Below are 15,801 nucleotides of genomic sequence, written 5' to 3'. Positions count from 1 at the left end.
AATTGCGCGCAGCCGGCAAAGTAGCGCCGCTGACACAGGACCTTTCGAGGAGCAGGCCATCATGAGCACGATGCTCGCCTATCGCATTCACCGCTTCGGCGGTCCCGAGGTGTTCAAGGCCGAGAAGATCGAGATCCCCGAGCCTGGCGCCGGCCAGGTGCTGGTGCGCGTGCGCGCGGCCAGCGCCAATCCGGTGGACCTGAAGACGCGCTCGGGCCAGTACCCGTTGATTCGTGAAGAGAAACTGCCCTATACGCTGGGGCGCGATTTTTCCGGAGTGGTCGAACGGGTCGGCGAGGGCGTCGGGCAATGGCGCGCGGGCGAGCAGGTGTATGGCTTCGTTGGCCAGGGACAGGGTGCGTACGCGGAATTCGTCGTCGTGTCCGCGAGCGCGCTAGCGCATGCGCCGGAAAAACTCGATGTGGGGTCCGCGGGCGCCGTGCCGCTCGCCGCGTTGACCGCATGGCAGGGCCTGTTCGATCACGGCTGCCTCGAAGCCGGCGGCCGCGTGCTGATCCATGCGGGCGCGGGCGGCGTTGGACATTTCGCCGTGCAGTTCGCCAAGCAGAAGGGCGCGCAAGTGTACGCTACGGCGTCCGGCGACGGCATCGAGTTCGTGCGCTCGCTCGGTGCGGATCGCGTGATCGACTATCACGCGCAGCGCTTCGAAGACGTCGCGCGCGACATCGACCTCGTGTTCGATCTGATCGGCGGCGATACGCAGCGCCGCTCGTGGTCGGCCGTCGCGACCGGTGGCGCGCTGGTCTCGACGCTCAACGAGCCGTCGCAGACCGAGGCGTCGAACCATGGCGCACGGGCCACGCGTTATACCGCGCGACCCGACGGCCGGCAATTGACGGAGATCGCGTCGTTGCTCGACAAGGGCAGCGTGCGTGTCGTGGTCGCCGAACGGTTTGCGTTCGATGCGACGGCCAAGGCGCTGGAACGGCTCGCGAAGGGCCACGTGCGCGGCAAGATCGTGGTGGAGGTGGCGTCGTAGTACGGAGAGCGCGCTGTCTGCTAGTTCGGATTCGCGTCGTCGCTCGCGCTGCGCAGCGGCGCGCGGCTCTGATCGTTATTCAGATGCACGAACTTTCTCAACAGTCTCAATAGCTCTCGCGCATCCTCGTCTCCCATCCCGTCGAGCAGGCCGTGATTGAGCGCGTTGACGCCGGGGATCAATTCATCGAGCAACTGCTCTCCAGCCGGCGTCAGCAATAGACGACGCTGGCGGCGCGGCAGAACTTCGCGCACGATCCAGCCTTTCGCTTCGAGCCGTACCGCGATATCGGCGGTGGTCGACGTGTCGAGGCCGACTCGCTGCGCGAGCGTGACCTGATCGAGTCCGGGCAATTCCTGCAGCATTCTGAGCACCGCATACTGAACGGGCGTCACCTCGCGTCCGATCAGATCATGAAACATGGACACGGAAATCTGATGCGCGCGTCGGATCAAATGGCCGGGCTGGTCGTACAGATCGATGCTGATCGCGGAAGTGCTGGTATCGGTTGAAGTGACCATATTAGTTCTGAAGACCTCGCGCCTTTTCGTTGCGAATGGAAATGGCGAACCGGCGTTCGTGTTACCTGATTGAAAGTTCGTCTAGGGGAAAACCTTCATTTAATCATTAAAGACTCATTGAGTACACTGAATCTCAATGAGTAGGCTGAATGCAATGCACGAATAATTCAGGGAGTGAGACTGACATGTTTCCCAAGAACGCGTGGTACGTCGCATGTATGCCCGATGAAGTCGCGGATAAGCCGCTCGGCCGGCAGATCTGCGGCGAGCCGATGGTTTTCTATCGCAACGCGGAAGGCGCCGTGGTCGCGCTCGAAGACTTCTGTCCGCATCGCGGCGCGCCGCTGTCGCTCGGTTTCGTGCGCGATGGCACGCTCGTGTGCGGCTATCACGGCCTCGAAATGGGCTGCCAGGGCAAGGCGACCGGCATGCCGGGGCAACGCGTCAACGGCTTTCCATCGATTCGCAGCTATCCAGCGATCGAGCGCTATGGCTTCGTCTGGGTGTGGCCCGGCGATGCGGCGCAGGCCGATGCCGCCAAGCTGCATCATCTGGAGTGGGCCGAGAGTGCCGAATGGGCGTACGGCGGCGGTCTTTATCACATCCGCTGCGATTACCGGCTGATGATCGACAACCTGATGGATCTGACGCACGAGACCTATGTGCACGCGAACAGCATCGGGCAAAAGGAAATCGACGAAGCCGCGCCGAAAACCGTGGCCGAAGGCGATACCGTGCGCACGAGCCGTTTCATGGAAAACGTCGCGGCGCCGCCGTTCTGGAAGATGGCATTGCGCGGCAATGGTCTCGCCGACGACGTGCCCGTCGACCGTTGGCAGATCTGCCACTTCACGCCGCCGAGTCACGTGCTGATCGAGGTGGGCGTCGCGCATGCCGGGCATGGTGGCTATCACGCGCCGGCCGACCAGAAAGCGTCGTCGATCGTGGTGGATTTCATCACGCCGGAAACGGAAACGTCGATCTGGTATTTCTGGGGCATGGCGCGCAATTTCCGTCCCGACGATCCGGCGCTGACCGCGAGCATCCGCGAAGGGCAGGGCAAGATTTTCAGTGAAGATCTGGAGATGCTCGAACGTCAGCAGCAGAACCTGTTGCGCTGGCCCGAGCGCAATCTGCTGAAACTCAATATCGATGCGGGCGGCGTGATGTCGCGTCGCGTGATCGATCGGCTCGTCGCGCAGGAACGCGCGGAGACGGGCGCGCCGCAGGCTGAAGTGACTCGCGTCATTCCCGTGCGGACGGCGACATGAATCATCCCGTGCTGAATGTGGTGGTGGCGCGCCGGTGCGACGAAGCGCTCGGTATCGCGAGCTTCGAACTCGCGAGCGAAAACGCTCAGGCGTTGCCGGCCTTCGACGCCGGCTCGCACGTCGACGTGCATTTGCCAAACGGGCTCGTGCGTCAGTACTCGTTGTGCAACGATCCGCGCGAAACGCATCGCTATCTGATCGCGGTGCTGCGCGACGAAGGGGGACGCGGCGGATCGAAAGCGGTGCACGATCTGGTCCGCGAAGGCGATCGCCTGCAGATCAGCGCGCCGCGCAATCATTTCGCGCTCGCCGACGATGCGGCTCATCATCTGCTGCTCGCGGGCGGGATCGGCGTCACGCCGATTCTTTGCATGGCCGAGCGGCTTGCCGCCACGGGCGCTTCGTTCGACATGCACTACTGCACGCGCTCGAAGGAACGTACGGCGTTCGTCGAGCGTCTTGCACAAGCTGGCTTCGCGAAGTCGGTCCAGCTTCATCACGATGACCATCCGGGCGGCTCGACGTTCGATATCGAGCAGACGCTCAGCGATGCGCCGGCCGGCACCCACCTGTATGTCTGCGGTCCGCGCGGCTTCATGGACTTCGTGCTCGAGACCGCGCGTGCGAAGGGCTGGCCGGAAAACAGGCTGCACTACGAGTTCTTCGGCGCGGCCGCGAATCAGGCGGCGACGGGCGGCAGCTTCCAGGTACGCATCGCGAGCAGCGGCGCGACGATCGACGTGCCGCCCGAATGCACGGTCGTGCAGGCGCTCGCCGCGCATGGCGTCGAAGTGATCACGTCGTGCGAGCAGGGCGTGTGCGGTACCTGTTTGACGCGGGTGCTGTCCGGCGAGCCGGATCATCTGGATTCGTATCTGACCGACGAGGAACGCGCGGCAAACGATCAGTTCCTGCCGTGCTGCTCGCGCGCGAAATCGCCGCTGCTGGTGCTCGATCTGTGAGTTTCTGCGGTACGACGGGCCTGATGCCCGTCGTACCGCTTATTTATTGCGCTTTTCCCTCAGAATCCGCCGAACTTACCGTGCGCACACTCAACGCCGGGTCGTGCGCAATCGCTTCTTCGGAGAACGGAATAATCGTCCAGCGTTGGGCCGCGTAATCGCGCGTCCCGTCGGCATAGTGCGGCGACGCCGGGTCGTCCGATTCTGACGGTGCGAGCAGCGTGCGCGCGATCACCTGAGCGCCGGCGAACGACACTATCTGCAGATAGGTGTCGCCCATTGGCTTGACGTTCATCGAATAACCGCTCGCATCGAAGGGATGCGCGGCACACGCCGAGGTGAAATAGCCGCCCGCGTCGCCACCCCCGAATAGCGCAATGCGCTCGTCGTTGCGTTGCACGTAGAGCGCCGCGCTGCGCGGTGCATCGATCGCGATGCCGGCGCGTTGCAGTGCCGCGAGCGCGTCATGCAGCGCGGCGGCGAGCTGCGCCGGATCGGCGGCGATGCCCGCGGGTGTGGTCAACGGCTTCGCGGGATCGAACGGTACCGCGTATAGCTGCGCGGGCGGTATCGTCAGCAGACGTCGCCACAGTTCGTCCCACAAGGTTGCCCCCACTGCGTCGGCTGCGGCCGTATCGTCCCATGCGGCGAGAACCCTGCACGCCGCGCGCTGCGGGTCGGCGTTCAGGTCGGCCGGCAGGGCCGCGAGCGTGTCGCTGCCGCACAGACGGTCGAGCACGGGTTGCTTGAACAGCAACGCCGACATCGAGCGGCTGTCGAGCGCAGCGTGACCGAGCGCATCGGCGCAAACGCCATGCGGATCGCTCTGCAATTGCGCCGCGATCGTATGGCCCAGTCGCGTGCGCAGCGTCTGCGGCGTCGCGGTCGCACCGATGATCTTCGCATAGCCGGTCATCGGTTCGGCCGGGTTGCTGAGCCAGTAACTGTCGTTGAAATTGCCGACATAGTCGCGCCGAAGCAGCGACGGCATCTGCGCGACCGGCAACGCATGATGCTGTACCGCGCTGGGCTCGTCGCGCCAGTCGCAGTCGTTGCGCGAACCGTCGAGGACCGGCACGCCGGGCATGATCCGCGCCAGTGCCCGGCCGACCGGCGGCGTGCAACGCTGCGTGAGTTCGTCGGGCACGTCCGGGGTCGCGCCGATATCCGCGTACCAGACGCGCGGATCGTCACGGCCGATCGCAAGCGTGTTGACCCATGGCACCGCCGCGTTCTTCTTCTGGATGGCGATGAAATCGTCGAGCGAGGCCGCCTGATTCCATGCGCGGAAGTTTTCGAATACGCGGAAGTTGTCGGTATTGATATCGCGCAGCGCGAACGCTTGCTGCGCATTCCACGCGAGCGCGGGCGACATCGTGCCGAGATTGACCAGCGGTCCGAAGCGCGAACGATACAGCGTGCGCGACACGGTATGCAGTGAACCGTCGGCGGCGCGTACCTCGACGTTCACGCGCGTCGGCGTCATCGCTTCGCTGTTGCCGTCGACCTGATACCGGGTTGGCGCGCCAGGTTCGAGCGTCAGCTTGAAGAGGCCGAAGCGCTTCGCGGTGGAGACGGTATGGGTCCAGGCGACGTTGTCGTTGAAGCCGATCATGATCAGCGGTACGCCGAGAAACGACACGCCGCTGACGTTCAGCTTGCCAGGAATAGTGAGTTGAGCCTGGTAGAAGCGATCGGGGCCGGTCCAGAACCAGTGCGGATTGCCGAGCAGCAGCGCGCTGCCGGTGTGCGTCGCGTCCGCGCCGAACGCGAGAGCGTTGCTGCCGATGCCCGCATGGCCGCCGAATTCGGCGAGCGGTGGGTCGACGGGGGCGTCGTCGTGCAACGCGCTTTGCGGCGGCACCGGCATCGGCTGGGGCGGTTGCGCGGTCGCGATCGCGTTGATGAAGCGCGCCTCGCCACCGGCCAGATTCGCTGCGATCTGACGCCGGTACAAGTCCGCGTTGCTGATCTTGCCGAGCCACGGCGCGGCGCGGCAGGCCGCATGCGCGCCCGGGAAATCCCCGTGCGCGAGATCGGCGACGTAGCGGTTATAGCCGGCGACGAAGCCGTCGATCAACGCGCGCATGTCGTCGGTCTGGCTTTTGCGGTAACGCGCGACGGTCGCATCGTCGACGATGAAACGGAAGAAGAAATCCGAATTGAGATTGTCGGGCTGGCCGAACGTCGCGCCGAGCGTGGGCCGCGCGTCGGCGCCGAAGAAGCGCGAGCGTTCGCCGCGATAGGTGACGAAGCTTTCGGCCATCGTGCACAGATTGCCTTGCGCCTGCGCGTAGCCGTATCCGTAGCCGAGGCTGCCCCAGTTGTCGGCGTTGATGTGCGGAATGCCGAGCGCGGTGCGGCGGATGTCGGCGCGATACGGGCCGGTGTGCGCGACGTTGTCCGCATCGGGGCTCGCGCAGCTTGGCAGAGCGGCGGCGACGGGCAGGGCGATCAGCAGGGCGGCGAGGCGGCGGAGCAGAGAGACGTTCGAACGCATGGCCTTTTGTGGTTGGGCGAACGTTGAGCGGTGACGGGCGTGTCGCTCGGCGTCAAGGAAGATTGTGAATGGACGCCCCGTTTGGGCGTGCTCCGATATCAGATGACGGGAAATACATCGCGCGGTATGCATATCTGCCCCGTGACCGGATCGCCTTGAGGCTGTACCGCGCAACTACGGCGGAATTGCTCGCCGAGCGAGTTTATCGATATCCGGAGCGAATCCGGCTGTTCTGGACAGAGGACTCTCTGATATACGACACATCGGCGGAAGGCGACGACGGAGAAATTGAGCTACCGCCGTCATGGTGGGACCGTGCCAAGGCAAAACTGCCTTGAAGAATGTTCTCGGTCCACGAGTGCAAGAAGCCTTGCCGAAAGCGCTGGGCGCCGTCCATGGCATGACACGGTTTTCAAGGCTGGGCGACCGGACGTGCGAGCGGAGCTAGCCGCGCGAAACCCGCTGGGCGGCGGGCGTCAGGCGCAACTTTTGGTGCTGAGACAGCGATTATTTCCACCGGGAGATGGCTAGTCGTCAAGCTTTCGCTGACCACGCTTCCTGCTCCGCCGGAAAACCAGCACAGCTGCGGCGAACCCTAGCGCGATTGCGGCCGACGATATGAGGAAGGCCAAGTCGGATTCTTGATATGCCGTCTTGACCCCATACATACGAACCGCCCATTTCCATATCGGGTTCGAAAAGTTCAAGGGCGTATCCGGATGCCAAATCCACCAGACTGCATTAGCAGAGATTGCGAGCACGAAAGCTATGCCGACAGCTAGACAGAGCAGGATTGTTTTCATGCCACCGTCACTACGCCGTACGCTTTAAGTTCAGGTACTGATACTTTCGGTGTATCGATGAGTATCGAGCGGATACGCTGCCAATCACTTTGCTGGTCGATCGTTATGCACCCCTCGCTCCTACCGAATCTCTCCTTTGGATGCAAACGAAACTGGCCGCGAACGATGTTATCGCAAAGGACCGAGTCATCGTCGATATTCCCGTCGATTGCATGGAGCGCAAACCATTCGCTCTTGCCATTCAGGTTGAGCGCATCTTTCCACGGACCGAGCTTCCCGCCCGATCTTCGATCAAAAAGATAGTATCTGCCGACCGGTATGGCGCCGAAGACCGGCGTGCACGTTAGGGCCACCTTATTGATATAACCTTGCTGCCCAGAGTAAGCAGAAAACGATAGTGCGCCAATCCGAAATTCGCTCATCGGTTTATTATTCATTTTGAATGAGCATTGAAGCATCAGTCCTCCATATCGACTGGAAAGAGTGAAATAAGAAATAGTTCAGTGATGCCGTACGGCCATTTTAAAGGCGATTTATTTTGAGAAAACCACTATTAAAAAAGATTTCCGCGCCAACAGCGATTATTTCCACCGTGAGATGGTTAGTCGTCAAGCTTTCGCTGACCACGCTTCCTGCTCCGCCGGAAAACCAGCACAGCTGCGGCGAACCCTAGCACGATTGCGGCCGACGACATGAGGAAGGCCAGGTCGGATTCTTGATATGCCGTCTTGACCCCATACAGACGAACCGCCCATTTCCATATCGGGTTCGAAAAGTTCAAGGGCGCTTCGGGATTCATCATCCACCACAGCGCATTGGCAAAGATTGCGAGCAGTAAGCCGAAACCGACCGCGAGGCAGATTAGGAGCTTTCTCATCTCACCGTCACTTCACCGTACGCTTTAAGTTCCGAACCGGGAACTGAAACTTTCGGCGTATCGGTTAGTATTGAACGGATATGACGCCAGTCCGCGAGTTGATCGATAGTGATGCAGCCCTCGCTTTTCCCCAATCTTCCCTTTGGATGCAATCGGAATCGGCCGCGAATGATTCCGTCGCATAAGAGTTTGTCGTCATCAATATCGCCGTCGATAGCGTGGAGCGCGAACCATTCGCTCTTGTTATTGCCATTCAGGTTAAGCCGATCTTTCCATGGTCCGAGAATGCCTCCGGATCTTCGGTCGAAGATGTAATATCTGCCGACGGGAATAGCGCCATACTTCGGCGTGCACATTCCAACAGCCTTATTGATATAATTCTCCTGCCCCGAGTATGCAGGAAAGGATAGAGCGCCAATGCGAAATTCGCTCATTGGCTTATTATTCAGTTTGAATGAGCATTGAAGCATCAGTCCTCCATATCGACTGACAAGTGTGATATAAGAAAAATAGTTCAGTTATGCCGCGCGGCCATTTTAAAGGCAATTTATTTTGAGAAGGCCATTATTGAAAAATTTCTGCAGCAACCATTCCTGCCTACGCAGCAGCTCGTCTGCGCGTTCGCATAACCGAGCGAATGCACCCTTCTGCTGACCTATACGAGTCAGCGCCAACCTCACGCCCGCACTCTCGGCAGACGCGGCCTGATTTTTGCTGATGTGCTCGGACGTCGCCTCGTTCGCAGGCGACGGCGCGTGTCGAAAGGTCATCACTGTCAGCGGGGTTCTCAGTGGCAGCAGCGGAAGCATCCGGAACGTCAGGCCGGCGCGTCACGCGCGGCAGCGTCACATTGTTACCGGCGCTGGCTATCGGTTTCGCCAACTCCGCACACGCGAACACGGTGGCGCCGCTGAACTACTTCCTGCATGCGGCTGGCCCGGCGGCTCGTCCGACGCTGTACCTCGGCTGGGTTTTCACCGCGATCGTGACGCTGGTCACGCTGATCGTCGCTGGCCTGTTGATCGGCGCGATGGTCCGCAAGCGTCCCGCGGCGCAACCGGATGCGCTGAGCGCCGAGCCCGGCGGCATCCGCTGGGTGTTCATCGGCACCGCGGTGTCGTCGGTCGTGCTGTTGGCGATGCTGGTCTATGCATTGATCACGCTCGAATCGGTGGCGTCGCCCGCGTCGGATCCGCAATTGACGATCACCGTGACCGCTTACGACTGGTGGTGGAAAGCCGATTACCGCGACGATCCGAACCCCGCCCGCAACTTCAGCACGGCGAACGAGATTCATATTCCGGTCGGTGAGCCGGTGAAGATCGAACTCAAAAGCGCGGACGTCGTGCACGCATTCTGGGTGCCGCAACTCGCAGGCAAGACGCAGACGATTCCAGGCCAAACCAACGAGCAGTGGCTGCAGGCGGACCGTCCCGGTATTTATCGTGGGCAGTGCTCGCAGTTCTGCGGCGCGCAGCACGCGCATATGGCGTTCGAAGTGATCGCGCAGGACGCCGCGGCGTTCAACGCGTGGCGCGACGCGCAGGGACGCGGGGCCACCGTGCCCACGGGCGACGCGGCCGTCGCGGCCGGCCAGCATCTGTTCGAGGAGCGCTGCGCCGGTTGCCATACGATTCGCGGCACCAAGGCGACTGGCGTGCAGGCGCCCGATCTGACCCATCTCGGTTCGCGTCGCACGATCGCGGCAGGCGCGCTCAGCAACACGCCCGACCATCTGCTCGACTGGATCGAGCACGCCCAGCGGATCAAACCCGATGCACTGATGCCCAGTATCGCGCTGACCACCAGCGAGGCCGCCGCGTTGTCGGCGTATCTCGCGACGCTGCATTGAAGCGCATCGCACTCGAGGAGCCCGTTCAATGTCCGATCATCCCGCTTCCGCTTCGCTACCCGCGCTGACCCGCACGCCGCGGCGCGGCCGTGTCGAGCCCGGCAGCGAGCAGGAAAAGCGGCTGCGCGAAATCTGGGAGTCGCGGCCCGGCTGGCGCGGCTGGTTCTCGACGGTCGATCACAAGACCATCGGCTTGCGCTACCTGGTGAGCGCGTTCATCTTTCTGCTGATGGGCGGCGTCGAAGCGCTGATCATGCGCGTTCAACTGGCGCGCCCCAACGCAACGGTGCTGACGCCCGAACAGTACAACCAGCTGTTCACGATGCACGGACTGACGATGATCTTTCTGTACGCGCTGCCCGTTCTGTCCGGCTTCTCGAACTATCTATGGCCGCTCGTGCTCGGCGCGCGCGACATGGCCTTTCCGCGCCTGAACGCGCTGTCGTATTGGGTGTTCCTGTTCGCCGGCATCTTCCTGTATGCGAGTTTTCCGACGGGACAGGCGCCCGACGCCGGCTGGTTCAACTACGTGCCGCTGTCCGGCCTCGAGTACAGCAACGGCCCGAATATCGACGTGTACGCGCTGGGCATGGTGCTGCTCGGCATTTCGACGACGGTCGGCGCGATGAACTTCGTCGTCACGCTGCTGAGGATGCGCGCGCCGGGCATGTCGCTCGATCGCGTGCCGGTGCTCGTGTGGGGCACGCTGACCGCGTCGGCCGGCAATCTGTTGGCGGTGCCGTCGGTGAGCCTCGCGTTTCTGATGCTGTGGATGGACCGCCGCATCGGCACGCATTTCTTCGACGTGGTCAATAGCGGGCGGCCGCTGCTCTGGCAGCACCTGTTCTGGATTTTCGCGCACCCGTGGGTCTACGTGGTCGTGTTGCCGGCCATGGGCATCGTGTCGGATGCGTTGCCGGTCTTTTGCCGCCGGCCGCTGGTCGGTTACGGGCCGGTCGCGTTGGCGACGGTCGCGACGATGGTGGTCGGCTTTGCCGTGTGGATTCACCATATGTTCGCGACCGGTATCCCCGCGCTCGCGCTGTCGTTCTTCGGCTCGGCCAGCATGGTCATCGCGGTGCCGAGCGCGGTCGCGACGTTCGCCTGGGTCGCGACGATCTGGACCGGTCGCCCCGTGTATCGCGTGCCGTTCCTGTTTTTCGCGGGCTTCGTGCTGCTGTTCGTGATCGGCGGCGTCTCCGGCGTGATGACGGCCGCGGTGCCGTTCGACTGGCAACTCACCGACACGTACTTCGTCGTCGCGCATCTGCACTACGTGCTGCTTGGCATCAACGTATTTCCGGTGATCGGCGGCATCTACTTCTGGTTTCCAAAATTCACCGGCAGGATGACGAACGAGCGTCTCGGCAAGCTCGCGTTCTGGGTGCTGTTCATCGGCTTCAACGTCGCGTTCTTTCCGATGCATATCGCGGGACTGCTCGGCATGCCACGCCGCATGTACACGTATCCCGCCGACATGGGCTGGAACACGGTGAATCTCGTCACGTCGCTCGGTTCGTTCCTGTTTGCGGCCGGCGTGCTGCTGTTTCTGATCGATATCGCGGTGAGCCTGAGGCGCGGAAAGGTCGCCGGCAACAATCCGTGGGACGCGCCGACGCTCGAATGGTCGATCAGCTCGCCGCCGCCGCCGTACAACTTCGCGGTGGTGCCGACGCTCGCGAGCCGGCATCCGTTGTGGGAAGGCCGGATCGAAGAGCCGGGCGACGCGGTTCAAACACGCTCGCAACTCGACGAAGGCTATCTGCTCGCGCAAGGTCGCGAAGCGTTGGGCACGACCGCGCTCGAGGCGAGTCCCGACGTGATCCTGAAGATGCCCGAAGATTCGTACGCGCCGTTCTGGCTCGCGGTCTTTGCCGCGCTACTGTTCGCGGGGCTCGCGTTGACCGCCTGGGTGTTCGTGGGGGCGATGCTGGCCGGCTGCGCGGTCTCGATCATCACGTGGCTGTGGCCCGAGCGCGCGCTGATCCAGCGCGAGCCGGTCGCGGTCGAGGATGCCGGAGGCTGACATGAGCGATGCACTGGATCTCAATCGCTCGTCGAGCGAACCGGACGAGACCGCGCGTGCGTTGCCGGTTGGCAGCGCGGGCGAGCGATCGAGCGGCTGGTGGGGCTGCTTCACGCTGATCACGACCGAAGGCGCGCTGTTCGGCTATCTGATCTTCTCGTATCTGTATCTGGCCTCGCAAAGCCAGCAGCATTGGCCGCCGGAAGGATTGCCGAAGCTCGGGCTCGGCAGCGCCAATACGGTCATTCTGCTATCGAGCAGCGTGTTCGTCTGGTTCTGCGAGCGCTGCGTGCGTCGGCGGCGATTGCGGCTCGGTGTCGCGTCGATGGCGGTGGGCATCGTGCTGGGCTGCATCTTCCTGGGCATTCAGTTGCGCGAATGGCACAACCACCCCTATGGGCTGACCTCGCATCTCTATGGTTCGCTGTACTTCACGATTACCGGCTTTCACATGGCGCACGTACTGGTCGGGATCGTCGTGCTGACGCTGCTGGCGATCTGGACCGCGCTCGGCTATTTCGACGACAAACGCTGCGCGGCGCTGTCGGTCGGTGGGCTGTATTGGCACTTCGTCGATGTCGTCTGGCTGTTCATTTTCAGCACGCTGTATCTGACGCCGTATCTGTTCCGGGAGTGGTCATGACGACAGCGCCCAGAGACTCGCACATCTCGATGCCCTACGTGCTGATCGGTCTGCTCGCGGCGCCGTTCGCGTGGCTGTTGCAGATGATGCTCGCGGAAGCGCTCGCGGCGCAGGCCTGCTATCCGCACAACCATCCGCTCGGCGCGCCGCTCGTGTCGTGGATGCGTCCGGCGCTCGTCGCGCTCGGCACCGTGTGTCTGATCGCGGGCGCGTTCGGCACGTGGGTCGCGTGGCGCAATTTGCGCCGCGTCGCGCCACTGAAGTTCGGTGCGCTGAACGGCGAGCGCCGCACGCGTGCCGAACTCGACTGGTTTCTGACGCACGTCGCGGTGATGTGCAGCACGCTGTTTCTGTTCGCATTGATCGCAACGGATGCCGCGGTCGCGATCGTATCGCCGTGCAGGTGGTGGTGATGAAGCGCGACGTTCTCAACGCGCTCAGGTTCGCCATCGCGGCCGCATGCCCGCTGACGCTAGCAGCGACCGCAAACGCCGCCAGCGCCTCCACCGACGCCGCGCAGGTCGCGCGCGGCGCATATCTCGCCAAAGCCGCCGATTGCGCCGGTTGCCACACCGCCGCGCCGCGCGTCCCGCATCCGGGGGCGGCGCCTGAGGCCACACCGCCGTTTGCCGGCGGCCTCGGCATGGGTTCGCCGTTCGGCACGATCTATACGTCGAACATCACGCCGGATCCGCAATACGGCATCGGCCGCTATAGCTATGACGACTTTGCACGCGCGTTGCGCGAGGGCATCGCGCCCGGGAACAAGCGGCTTTATCCGGCGATGCCGTACCCGTCGTTCGCGAAGATCACCGATGACGACATGCATGCCCTCTACGCATACTTCATGCACGGCGTGCAACCGGTCGCGGCGCCTGCCCCGCAAACGCGCTTGCCGTTTCCATTCAATCAGCGCTGGGTATTGATGTTCTGGGACTGGGCATTCGCGCCGAAAGGCCAGTTCAAAGCCGATGCGAAACGCGATGCGCAATGGAATCGCGGCGCGTATCTGGTGCAATCGCTCGGCCATTGTGGCGCCTGCCACACGCCGCGCGGACCGGCGTACGAAGAGCGCGGCTATGACGAGTCGGCATCGGCCTATCTGACGGGAGGCACCAACGATCACTGGTTCGCGCCGAACCTGAGCGCCGACCCGGGCTCGGGGCTCGGCCGCAGTGCCGCGACCGACATCGTCGAGTTCCTTCGAAACGGCCACGGCGGCGGACTCATCCCGTTCGGCAGCATGGTGCAGGTCGTCGAAGACAGCACGCAGTACCTGAACGACGACGATCTCGCGGCGATCGCCGCGTATTTGAAGAGCCTGCCGCCGCGCGCGCCAAGCGGCTATTTCAACGCCCGCTCCGCCGCCGCGCAGCAAACCGTACGGGCGCTGAAAACCGGGGATGTGGAAAGACCCGGCGCGGGCATTTACGCATCGTATTGCGCGCGCTGTCATCAGATGGACGGGGCGGGGGTGCCGAACAAGTATCCGCGCCTCGCGGGCAACCCCGCGGTGTTGTCGGCGTCGAGCGCGTCATTGGTGCGCTTGCTGGTCGAAGGCGGGGGCAGTCCGCATACCGAGTCGGGACCGGAGCCGCGCAAGATGCCGTCTTTCGCCGGCAAGCTGACGGACACCGAAATGGCCCGCGTGCTCACGTTTGTTCGGACCACATGGGGAAATGCGGCCGGACCGGTCACGCGAAACGATGTGTCGAGCGTGCGCGGCGCATTGCGCAAGTAAATGCCAACGCGCCTCGTCATGCGGTGTTCTCGTCACCGTCGCAGTGGCCATTGGCGGCGCTGAACAGCGTCTTCAGCTTCGCATTGACCGCGATCAACTCCCGTACTGGCGCCGCCGCGAGTTGCTGATCGAAGAGCGTGAGAACCTGACCGAGTAGCGCGTAGGCGTCGTGATCGACCACGCAGAGGCCCGTTTCGAGTCCCGCCTGCCGGCAGCGCAGAATCGCGCCCTCCGCGTCGCGAAACAGCTCGGGTACGGCCGAACCATAGCCGCGCTGATTCAGCAGCATCGCCATGTAAATGGCCTGCGCCATGCTGCCGACGTGATATTGATTGGCGACGCCGCTGCGTAATGCCTCGAGCGTCATGTGATAGTCGAGCGAAATTTCGCCTGCTTTGGCAGGTACGATCGGGCGCAGCATAGCCTTCGGGTGCGTGCGCGGCGACTTCGCGGGTGCAGCGCGAGTAGGGCTCGCTTTTCTGGTCATAAGCTCACTGAGGCGGCCGGCTCGCGCCGGCCGCTACACCATCACGGAACCTGACAACGTCCATAACGGAAAACGGCTGCGCCGCGCGCGACGCGGCGCCGTTCCCGTTAGCCCATATGCAGACCGCCGTTCAGCGAGAAATCCGCCCCGGTCGCAAAGCCCGCTTGATCCGACGCGATCCACGCGACGATCGACGCAATCTCTTCCGGCGTGCCGAGACGCCGTACCGGAATTGTCGCGACGATTTTTTCCAGTACTTCCGGACGGATGGCCTTGACCATGTCGGTGCCGATGTAGCCCGGCGACACGGTGTTGACCGTCACGCCCTTGGTCGCCACTTCCTGCGCGAGTGACATCGTAAAGCCATGAATGCCGGCCTTGGCCGTGGAGTAGTTGGTTTGCCCGAACTGGCCTTTCTGGCCGTTGACCGACGAGATGTTGATGATGCGCCCAAAGCCTCGGCCGACCATGCCCTCGATGACCTGTTTGGTCACGTTGAACAGGCTCGTGAGATTGGTGTCGATCACCGCTTCCCAGTCGTCGAACGTCATCTTGCGGAACATGCCGTCGCGCGTGATGCCCGCGTTGTTGACGAGCACGTCGACTTCACCAACTTCTGTCCTGACCTTCTCGAACGCTTTCGCGGTGGACTCCCAATCCGCGACGTTGCCTTCCGATGCGACGAAGTTATAGCCGAGCGCTTTCTGATCTTCCAGCCATCGGGCTTTGCGCGCCGAGTTCGGGCCGCAGCCCGCGATGACGGTGTAGTTCTCTTTGTGCAAGCGCTGGCAAATGGCGGTTCCGATACCGCCCATGCCGCCGGTTACGTATGCAACACGGTTTGCCATAAGTCCTCCTTCTTGTTTGGGGTGAATTGAGCAAGTTTCATTGGAGGATGGACCTATTATTGGCAGCGGCCAACGGCTGGGACGATGGGCATTTTCACCTACGGGTTAACTGCCAAATCAGGGGGTGGAATCGTTGCTTGACGGGGCAATGAATTACGTCGATTGCGGGTTGCATGCTTTGCGAACTCCGGGGTCGCTCGAGACTGCCGGCCGCCCTCCCGTCCTTGCCTGCGCGCCGTCTTCCTCTTACCCTTAGCGTTAGCTTAAGTA

At 62.7% G+C, this 15,801-nt stretch carries 16 protein-coding genes; 9 read left to right on the top strand and 7 right to left on the bottom strand.

Going from position 1 to position 15,801, the window contains the following annotated elements:
* The first annotated feature begins 61 nt into the window (after window positions 1–61).
* Window positions 62–1,000 (top strand): NADP-dependent oxidoreductase, encoded by a 939-nt coding sequence (locus OKW35_RS46095; RefSeq protein WP_429555543.1) that lies wholly within the window; start codon window positions 62–64, stop codon window positions 998–1,000.
* A 20-nt stretch (window positions 1,001–1,020) separates the two neighbouring features.
* Here OKW35_RS46095 and OKW35_RS46090 read toward each other — a convergent pair whose 3' ends face one another.
* A complete protein-coding gene (locus OKW35_RS46090) occupies window positions 1,021–1,521 on the bottom strand; it encodes a MarR family winged helix-turn-helix transcriptional regulator (RefSeq protein WP_090809135.1) in 501 nt (166 codons plus the stop codon).
* A 185-nt stretch (window positions 1,522–1,706) separates the two neighbouring features.
* Between OKW35_RS46090 and OKW35_RS46085 the strand changes: the two genes are divergently transcribed.
* Window positions 1,707–2,792: a Rieske 2Fe-2S domain-containing protein gene (locus OKW35_RS46085; protein ID WP_429555542.1), complete on the top strand. Its 1,086-nt coding sequence runs from the start codon at window positions 1,707–1,709 to the stop codon at window positions 2,790–2,792.
* On the top strand, window positions 2,789–3,754 hold the full coding sequence (locus tag OKW35_RS46080; RefSeq protein WP_429555541.1) for a PDR/VanB family oxidoreductase: 966 nt from the start codon (window positions 2,789–2,791) through the stop codon (window positions 3,752–3,754). The genes OKW35_RS46085 and OKW35_RS46080 overlap by 4 nt, the downstream gene beginning before the upstream one ends.
* 43 nt (window positions 3,755–3,797) lie before the next feature.
* Here the strand turns inward: OKW35_RS46080 and OKW35_RS46075 are convergent, their stop codons facing one another.
* On the bottom strand, window positions 3,798–6,254 hold the full coding sequence (locus OKW35_RS46075) for a penicillin acylase family protein (protein ID WP_429555540.1): 2,457 nt from the start codon (window positions 6,252–6,254) through the stop codon (window positions 3,798–3,800).
* A gap of 68 nt (window positions 6,255–6,322) precedes the next feature.
* Here OKW35_RS46075 and OKW35_RS46070 point away from each other — a divergent pair, with 68 nt between their 5' ends.
* Window positions 6,323–6,592 carry a hypothetical protein gene (locus tag OKW35_RS46070; RefSeq protein WP_429555539.1) on the top strand — a complete coding sequence of 90 codons (270 nt, stop codon included), beginning with the start codon at window positions 6,323–6,325 and terminating at the stop codon, window positions 6,590–6,592.
* A gap of 461 nt (window positions 6,593–7,053) precedes the next feature.
* Here the strand turns inward: OKW35_RS46070 and OKW35_RS46065 are convergent, their stop codons facing one another.
* The 3 genes from OKW35_RS46065 to OKW35_RS46055 all read right to left on the bottom strand — a co-directional run bounded on the left by OKW35_RS46065 (window position 7,054) and on the right by OKW35_RS46055 (window position 8,404).
* Window positions 7,054–7,494 carry a DUF2778 domain-containing protein gene (locus tag OKW35_RS46065; RefSeq protein WP_429555538.1) on the bottom strand — a complete coding sequence of 147 codons (441 nt, stop codon included), beginning with the start codon at window positions 7,492–7,494 and terminating at the stop codon, window positions 7,054–7,056.
* A gap of 164 nt (window positions 7,495–7,658) precedes the next feature.
* Window positions 7,659–7,934, bottom strand: coding sequence for a hypothetical protein (locus OKW35_RS46060; protein WP_429555537.1), 276 nt, complete (start codon window positions 7,932–7,934; stop codon window positions 7,659–7,661).
* Window positions 7,931–8,404: a DUF2778 domain-containing protein gene (locus OKW35_RS46055; RefSeq protein WP_429555536.1), complete on the bottom strand. Its 474-nt coding sequence runs from the start codon at window positions 8,402–8,404 to the stop codon at window positions 7,931–7,933. The genes OKW35_RS46060 and OKW35_RS46055 overlap by 4 nt, the downstream gene beginning before the upstream one ends.
* 320 nt (window positions 8,405–8,724) lie before the next feature.
* Between OKW35_RS46055 and coxB the strand changes: the two genes are divergently transcribed.
* The 5 genes from coxB to OKW35_RS46030 are packed head-to-tail and all read left to right on the top strand — an operon-like array spanning window position 8,725 to window position 14,196.
* Window positions 8,725–9,786, top strand: a complete 1,062-nt coding sequence (gene coxB / locus OKW35_RS46050; RefSeq protein WP_429555535.1) for a cytochrome c oxidase subunit II — start codon at window positions 8,725–8,727, stop codon at window positions 9,784–9,786.
* A gap of 28 nt (window positions 9,787–9,814) precedes the next feature.
* The gene (gene ctaD, locus OKW35_RS46045) at window positions 9,815–11,812 is read left to right on the top strand and encodes a cytochrome c oxidase subunit I (protein ID WP_429493476.1); all 1,998 of its coding nucleotides are present in this window, start codon (window positions 9,815–9,817) and stop codon (window positions 11,810–11,812) included.
* Between the two features lies 1 nt (window position 11,813).
* The gene (locus OKW35_RS46040) at window positions 11,814–12,455 is read left to right on the top strand and encodes a cytochrome c oxidase subunit 3 (protein ID WP_090810416.1); all 642 of its coding nucleotides are present in this window, start codon (window positions 11,814–11,816) and stop codon (window positions 12,453–12,455) included.
* Window positions 12,452–12,868, top strand: coding sequence for a hypothetical protein (locus OKW35_RS46035; protein ID WP_184067424.1), 417 nt, complete (start codon window positions 12,452–12,454; stop codon window positions 12,866–12,868). The genes OKW35_RS46040 and OKW35_RS46035 overlap by 4 nt, the downstream gene beginning before the upstream one ends.
* Complete coding sequence (locus tag OKW35_RS46030) at window positions 12,868–14,196, top strand: c-type cytochrome (protein WP_429555534.1); 1,329 nt, start codon at window positions 12,868–12,870, stop codon at window positions 14,194–14,196. The genes OKW35_RS46035 and OKW35_RS46030 overlap by 1 nt, the downstream gene beginning before the upstream one ends.
* A 16-nt stretch (window positions 14,197–14,212) precedes the next feature.
* Here the strand turns inward: OKW35_RS46030 and OKW35_RS46025 are convergent, their stop codons facing one another.
* Window positions 14,213–14,617, bottom strand: a complete 405-nt coding sequence (locus OKW35_RS46025) for a Fis family transcriptional regulator (RefSeq protein ID WP_090809152.1) — start codon at window positions 14,615–14,617, stop codon at window positions 14,213–14,215.
* A 173-nt stretch (window positions 14,618–14,790) separates the two neighbouring features.
* Window positions 14,791–15,531 (bottom strand): 3-ketoacyl-ACP reductase, encoded by a 741-nt coding sequence (locus OKW35_RS46020; RefSeq protein WP_429555533.1) that lies wholly within the window; start codon window positions 15,529–15,531, stop codon window positions 14,791–14,793.
* Between the last annotated feature and the right edge of the window lie 270 nt (window positions 15,532–15,801).

This window comes from Paraburkholderia sp. MM5477-R1, assembly GCF_050436385.1.
Lineage (GTDB): Bacteria > Pseudomonadota > Gammaproteobacteria > Burkholderiales > Burkholderiaceae > Paraburkholderia > Paraburkholderia tuberum.
This window is presented reverse-complemented; position numbering and strand designations above follow the sequence as displayed.

What these genes read in the sequence shown, in the direction of transcription:
- OKW35_RS46095 (WP_429555543.1), top strand. Translation starts at nt 62, where the DNA reads ATGAGCACGATGCTCGCCTATCGCATTCACCGCTTCGGCGGTCCCGAG.
- OKW35_RS46090 (WP_090809135.1), bottom strand. Translation starts at nt 1,521, where the DNA reads ATGGTCACTTCAACCGATACCAGCACTTCCGCGATCAGCATCGATCTG.
- OKW35_RS46085 (WP_429555542.1), top strand. Translation starts at nt 1,707, where the DNA reads ATGTTTCCCAAGAACGCGTGGTACGTCGCATGTATGCCCGATGAAGTC.
- OKW35_RS46080 (WP_429555541.1), top strand. Translation starts at nt 2,789, where the DNA reads ATGAATCATCCCGTGCTGAATGTGGTGGTGGCGCGCCGGTGCGACGAA.
- OKW35_RS46075 (WP_429555540.1), bottom strand. Translation starts at nt 6,254, where the DNA reads ATGCGTTCGAACGTCTCTCTGCTCCGCCGCCTCGCCGCCCTGCTGATC.
- OKW35_RS46070 (WP_429555539.1), top strand. Translation starts at nt 6,323, where the DNA reads ATGGACGCCCCGTTTGGGCGTGCTCCGATATCAGATGACGGGAAATAC.
- OKW35_RS46065 (WP_429555538.1), bottom strand. Translation starts at nt 7,494, where the DNA reads ATGAATAATAAACCGATGAGCGAATTTCGGATTGGCGCACTATCGTTT.
- OKW35_RS46060 (WP_429555537.1), bottom strand. Translation starts at nt 7,934, where the DNA reads ATGAGAAAGCTCCTAATCTGCCTCGCGGTCGGTTTCGGCTTACTGCTC.
- OKW35_RS46055 (WP_429555536.1), bottom strand. Translation starts at nt 8,404, where the DNA reads ATGCTTCAATGCTCATTCAAACTGAATAATAAGCCAATGAGCGAATTT.
- ctaD (WP_429493476.1), top strand. Translation starts at nt 9,815, where the DNA reads ATGTCCGATCATCCCGCTTCCGCTTCGCTACCCGCGCTGACCCGCACG.
- OKW35_RS46040 (WP_090810416.1), top strand. Translation starts at nt 11,814, where the DNA reads ATGAGCGATGCACTGGATCTCAATCGCTCGTCGAGCGAACCGGACGAG.
- OKW35_RS46035 (WP_184067424.1), top strand. Translation starts at nt 12,452, where the DNA reads ATGACGACAGCGCCCAGAGACTCGCACATCTCGATGCCCTACGTGCTG.
- OKW35_RS46030 (WP_429555534.1), top strand. Translation starts at nt 12,868, where the DNA reads ATGAAGCGCGACGTTCTCAACGCGCTCAGGTTCGCCATCGCGGCCGCA.
- OKW35_RS46025 (WP_090809152.1), bottom strand. Translation starts at nt 14,617, where the DNA reads ATGCTGCGCCCGATCGTACCTGCCAAAGCAGGCGAAATTTCGCTCGAC.
- OKW35_RS46020 (WP_429555533.1), bottom strand. Translation starts at nt 15,531, where the DNA reads ATGGCAAACCGTGTTGCATACGTAACCGGCGGCATGGGCGGTATCGGA.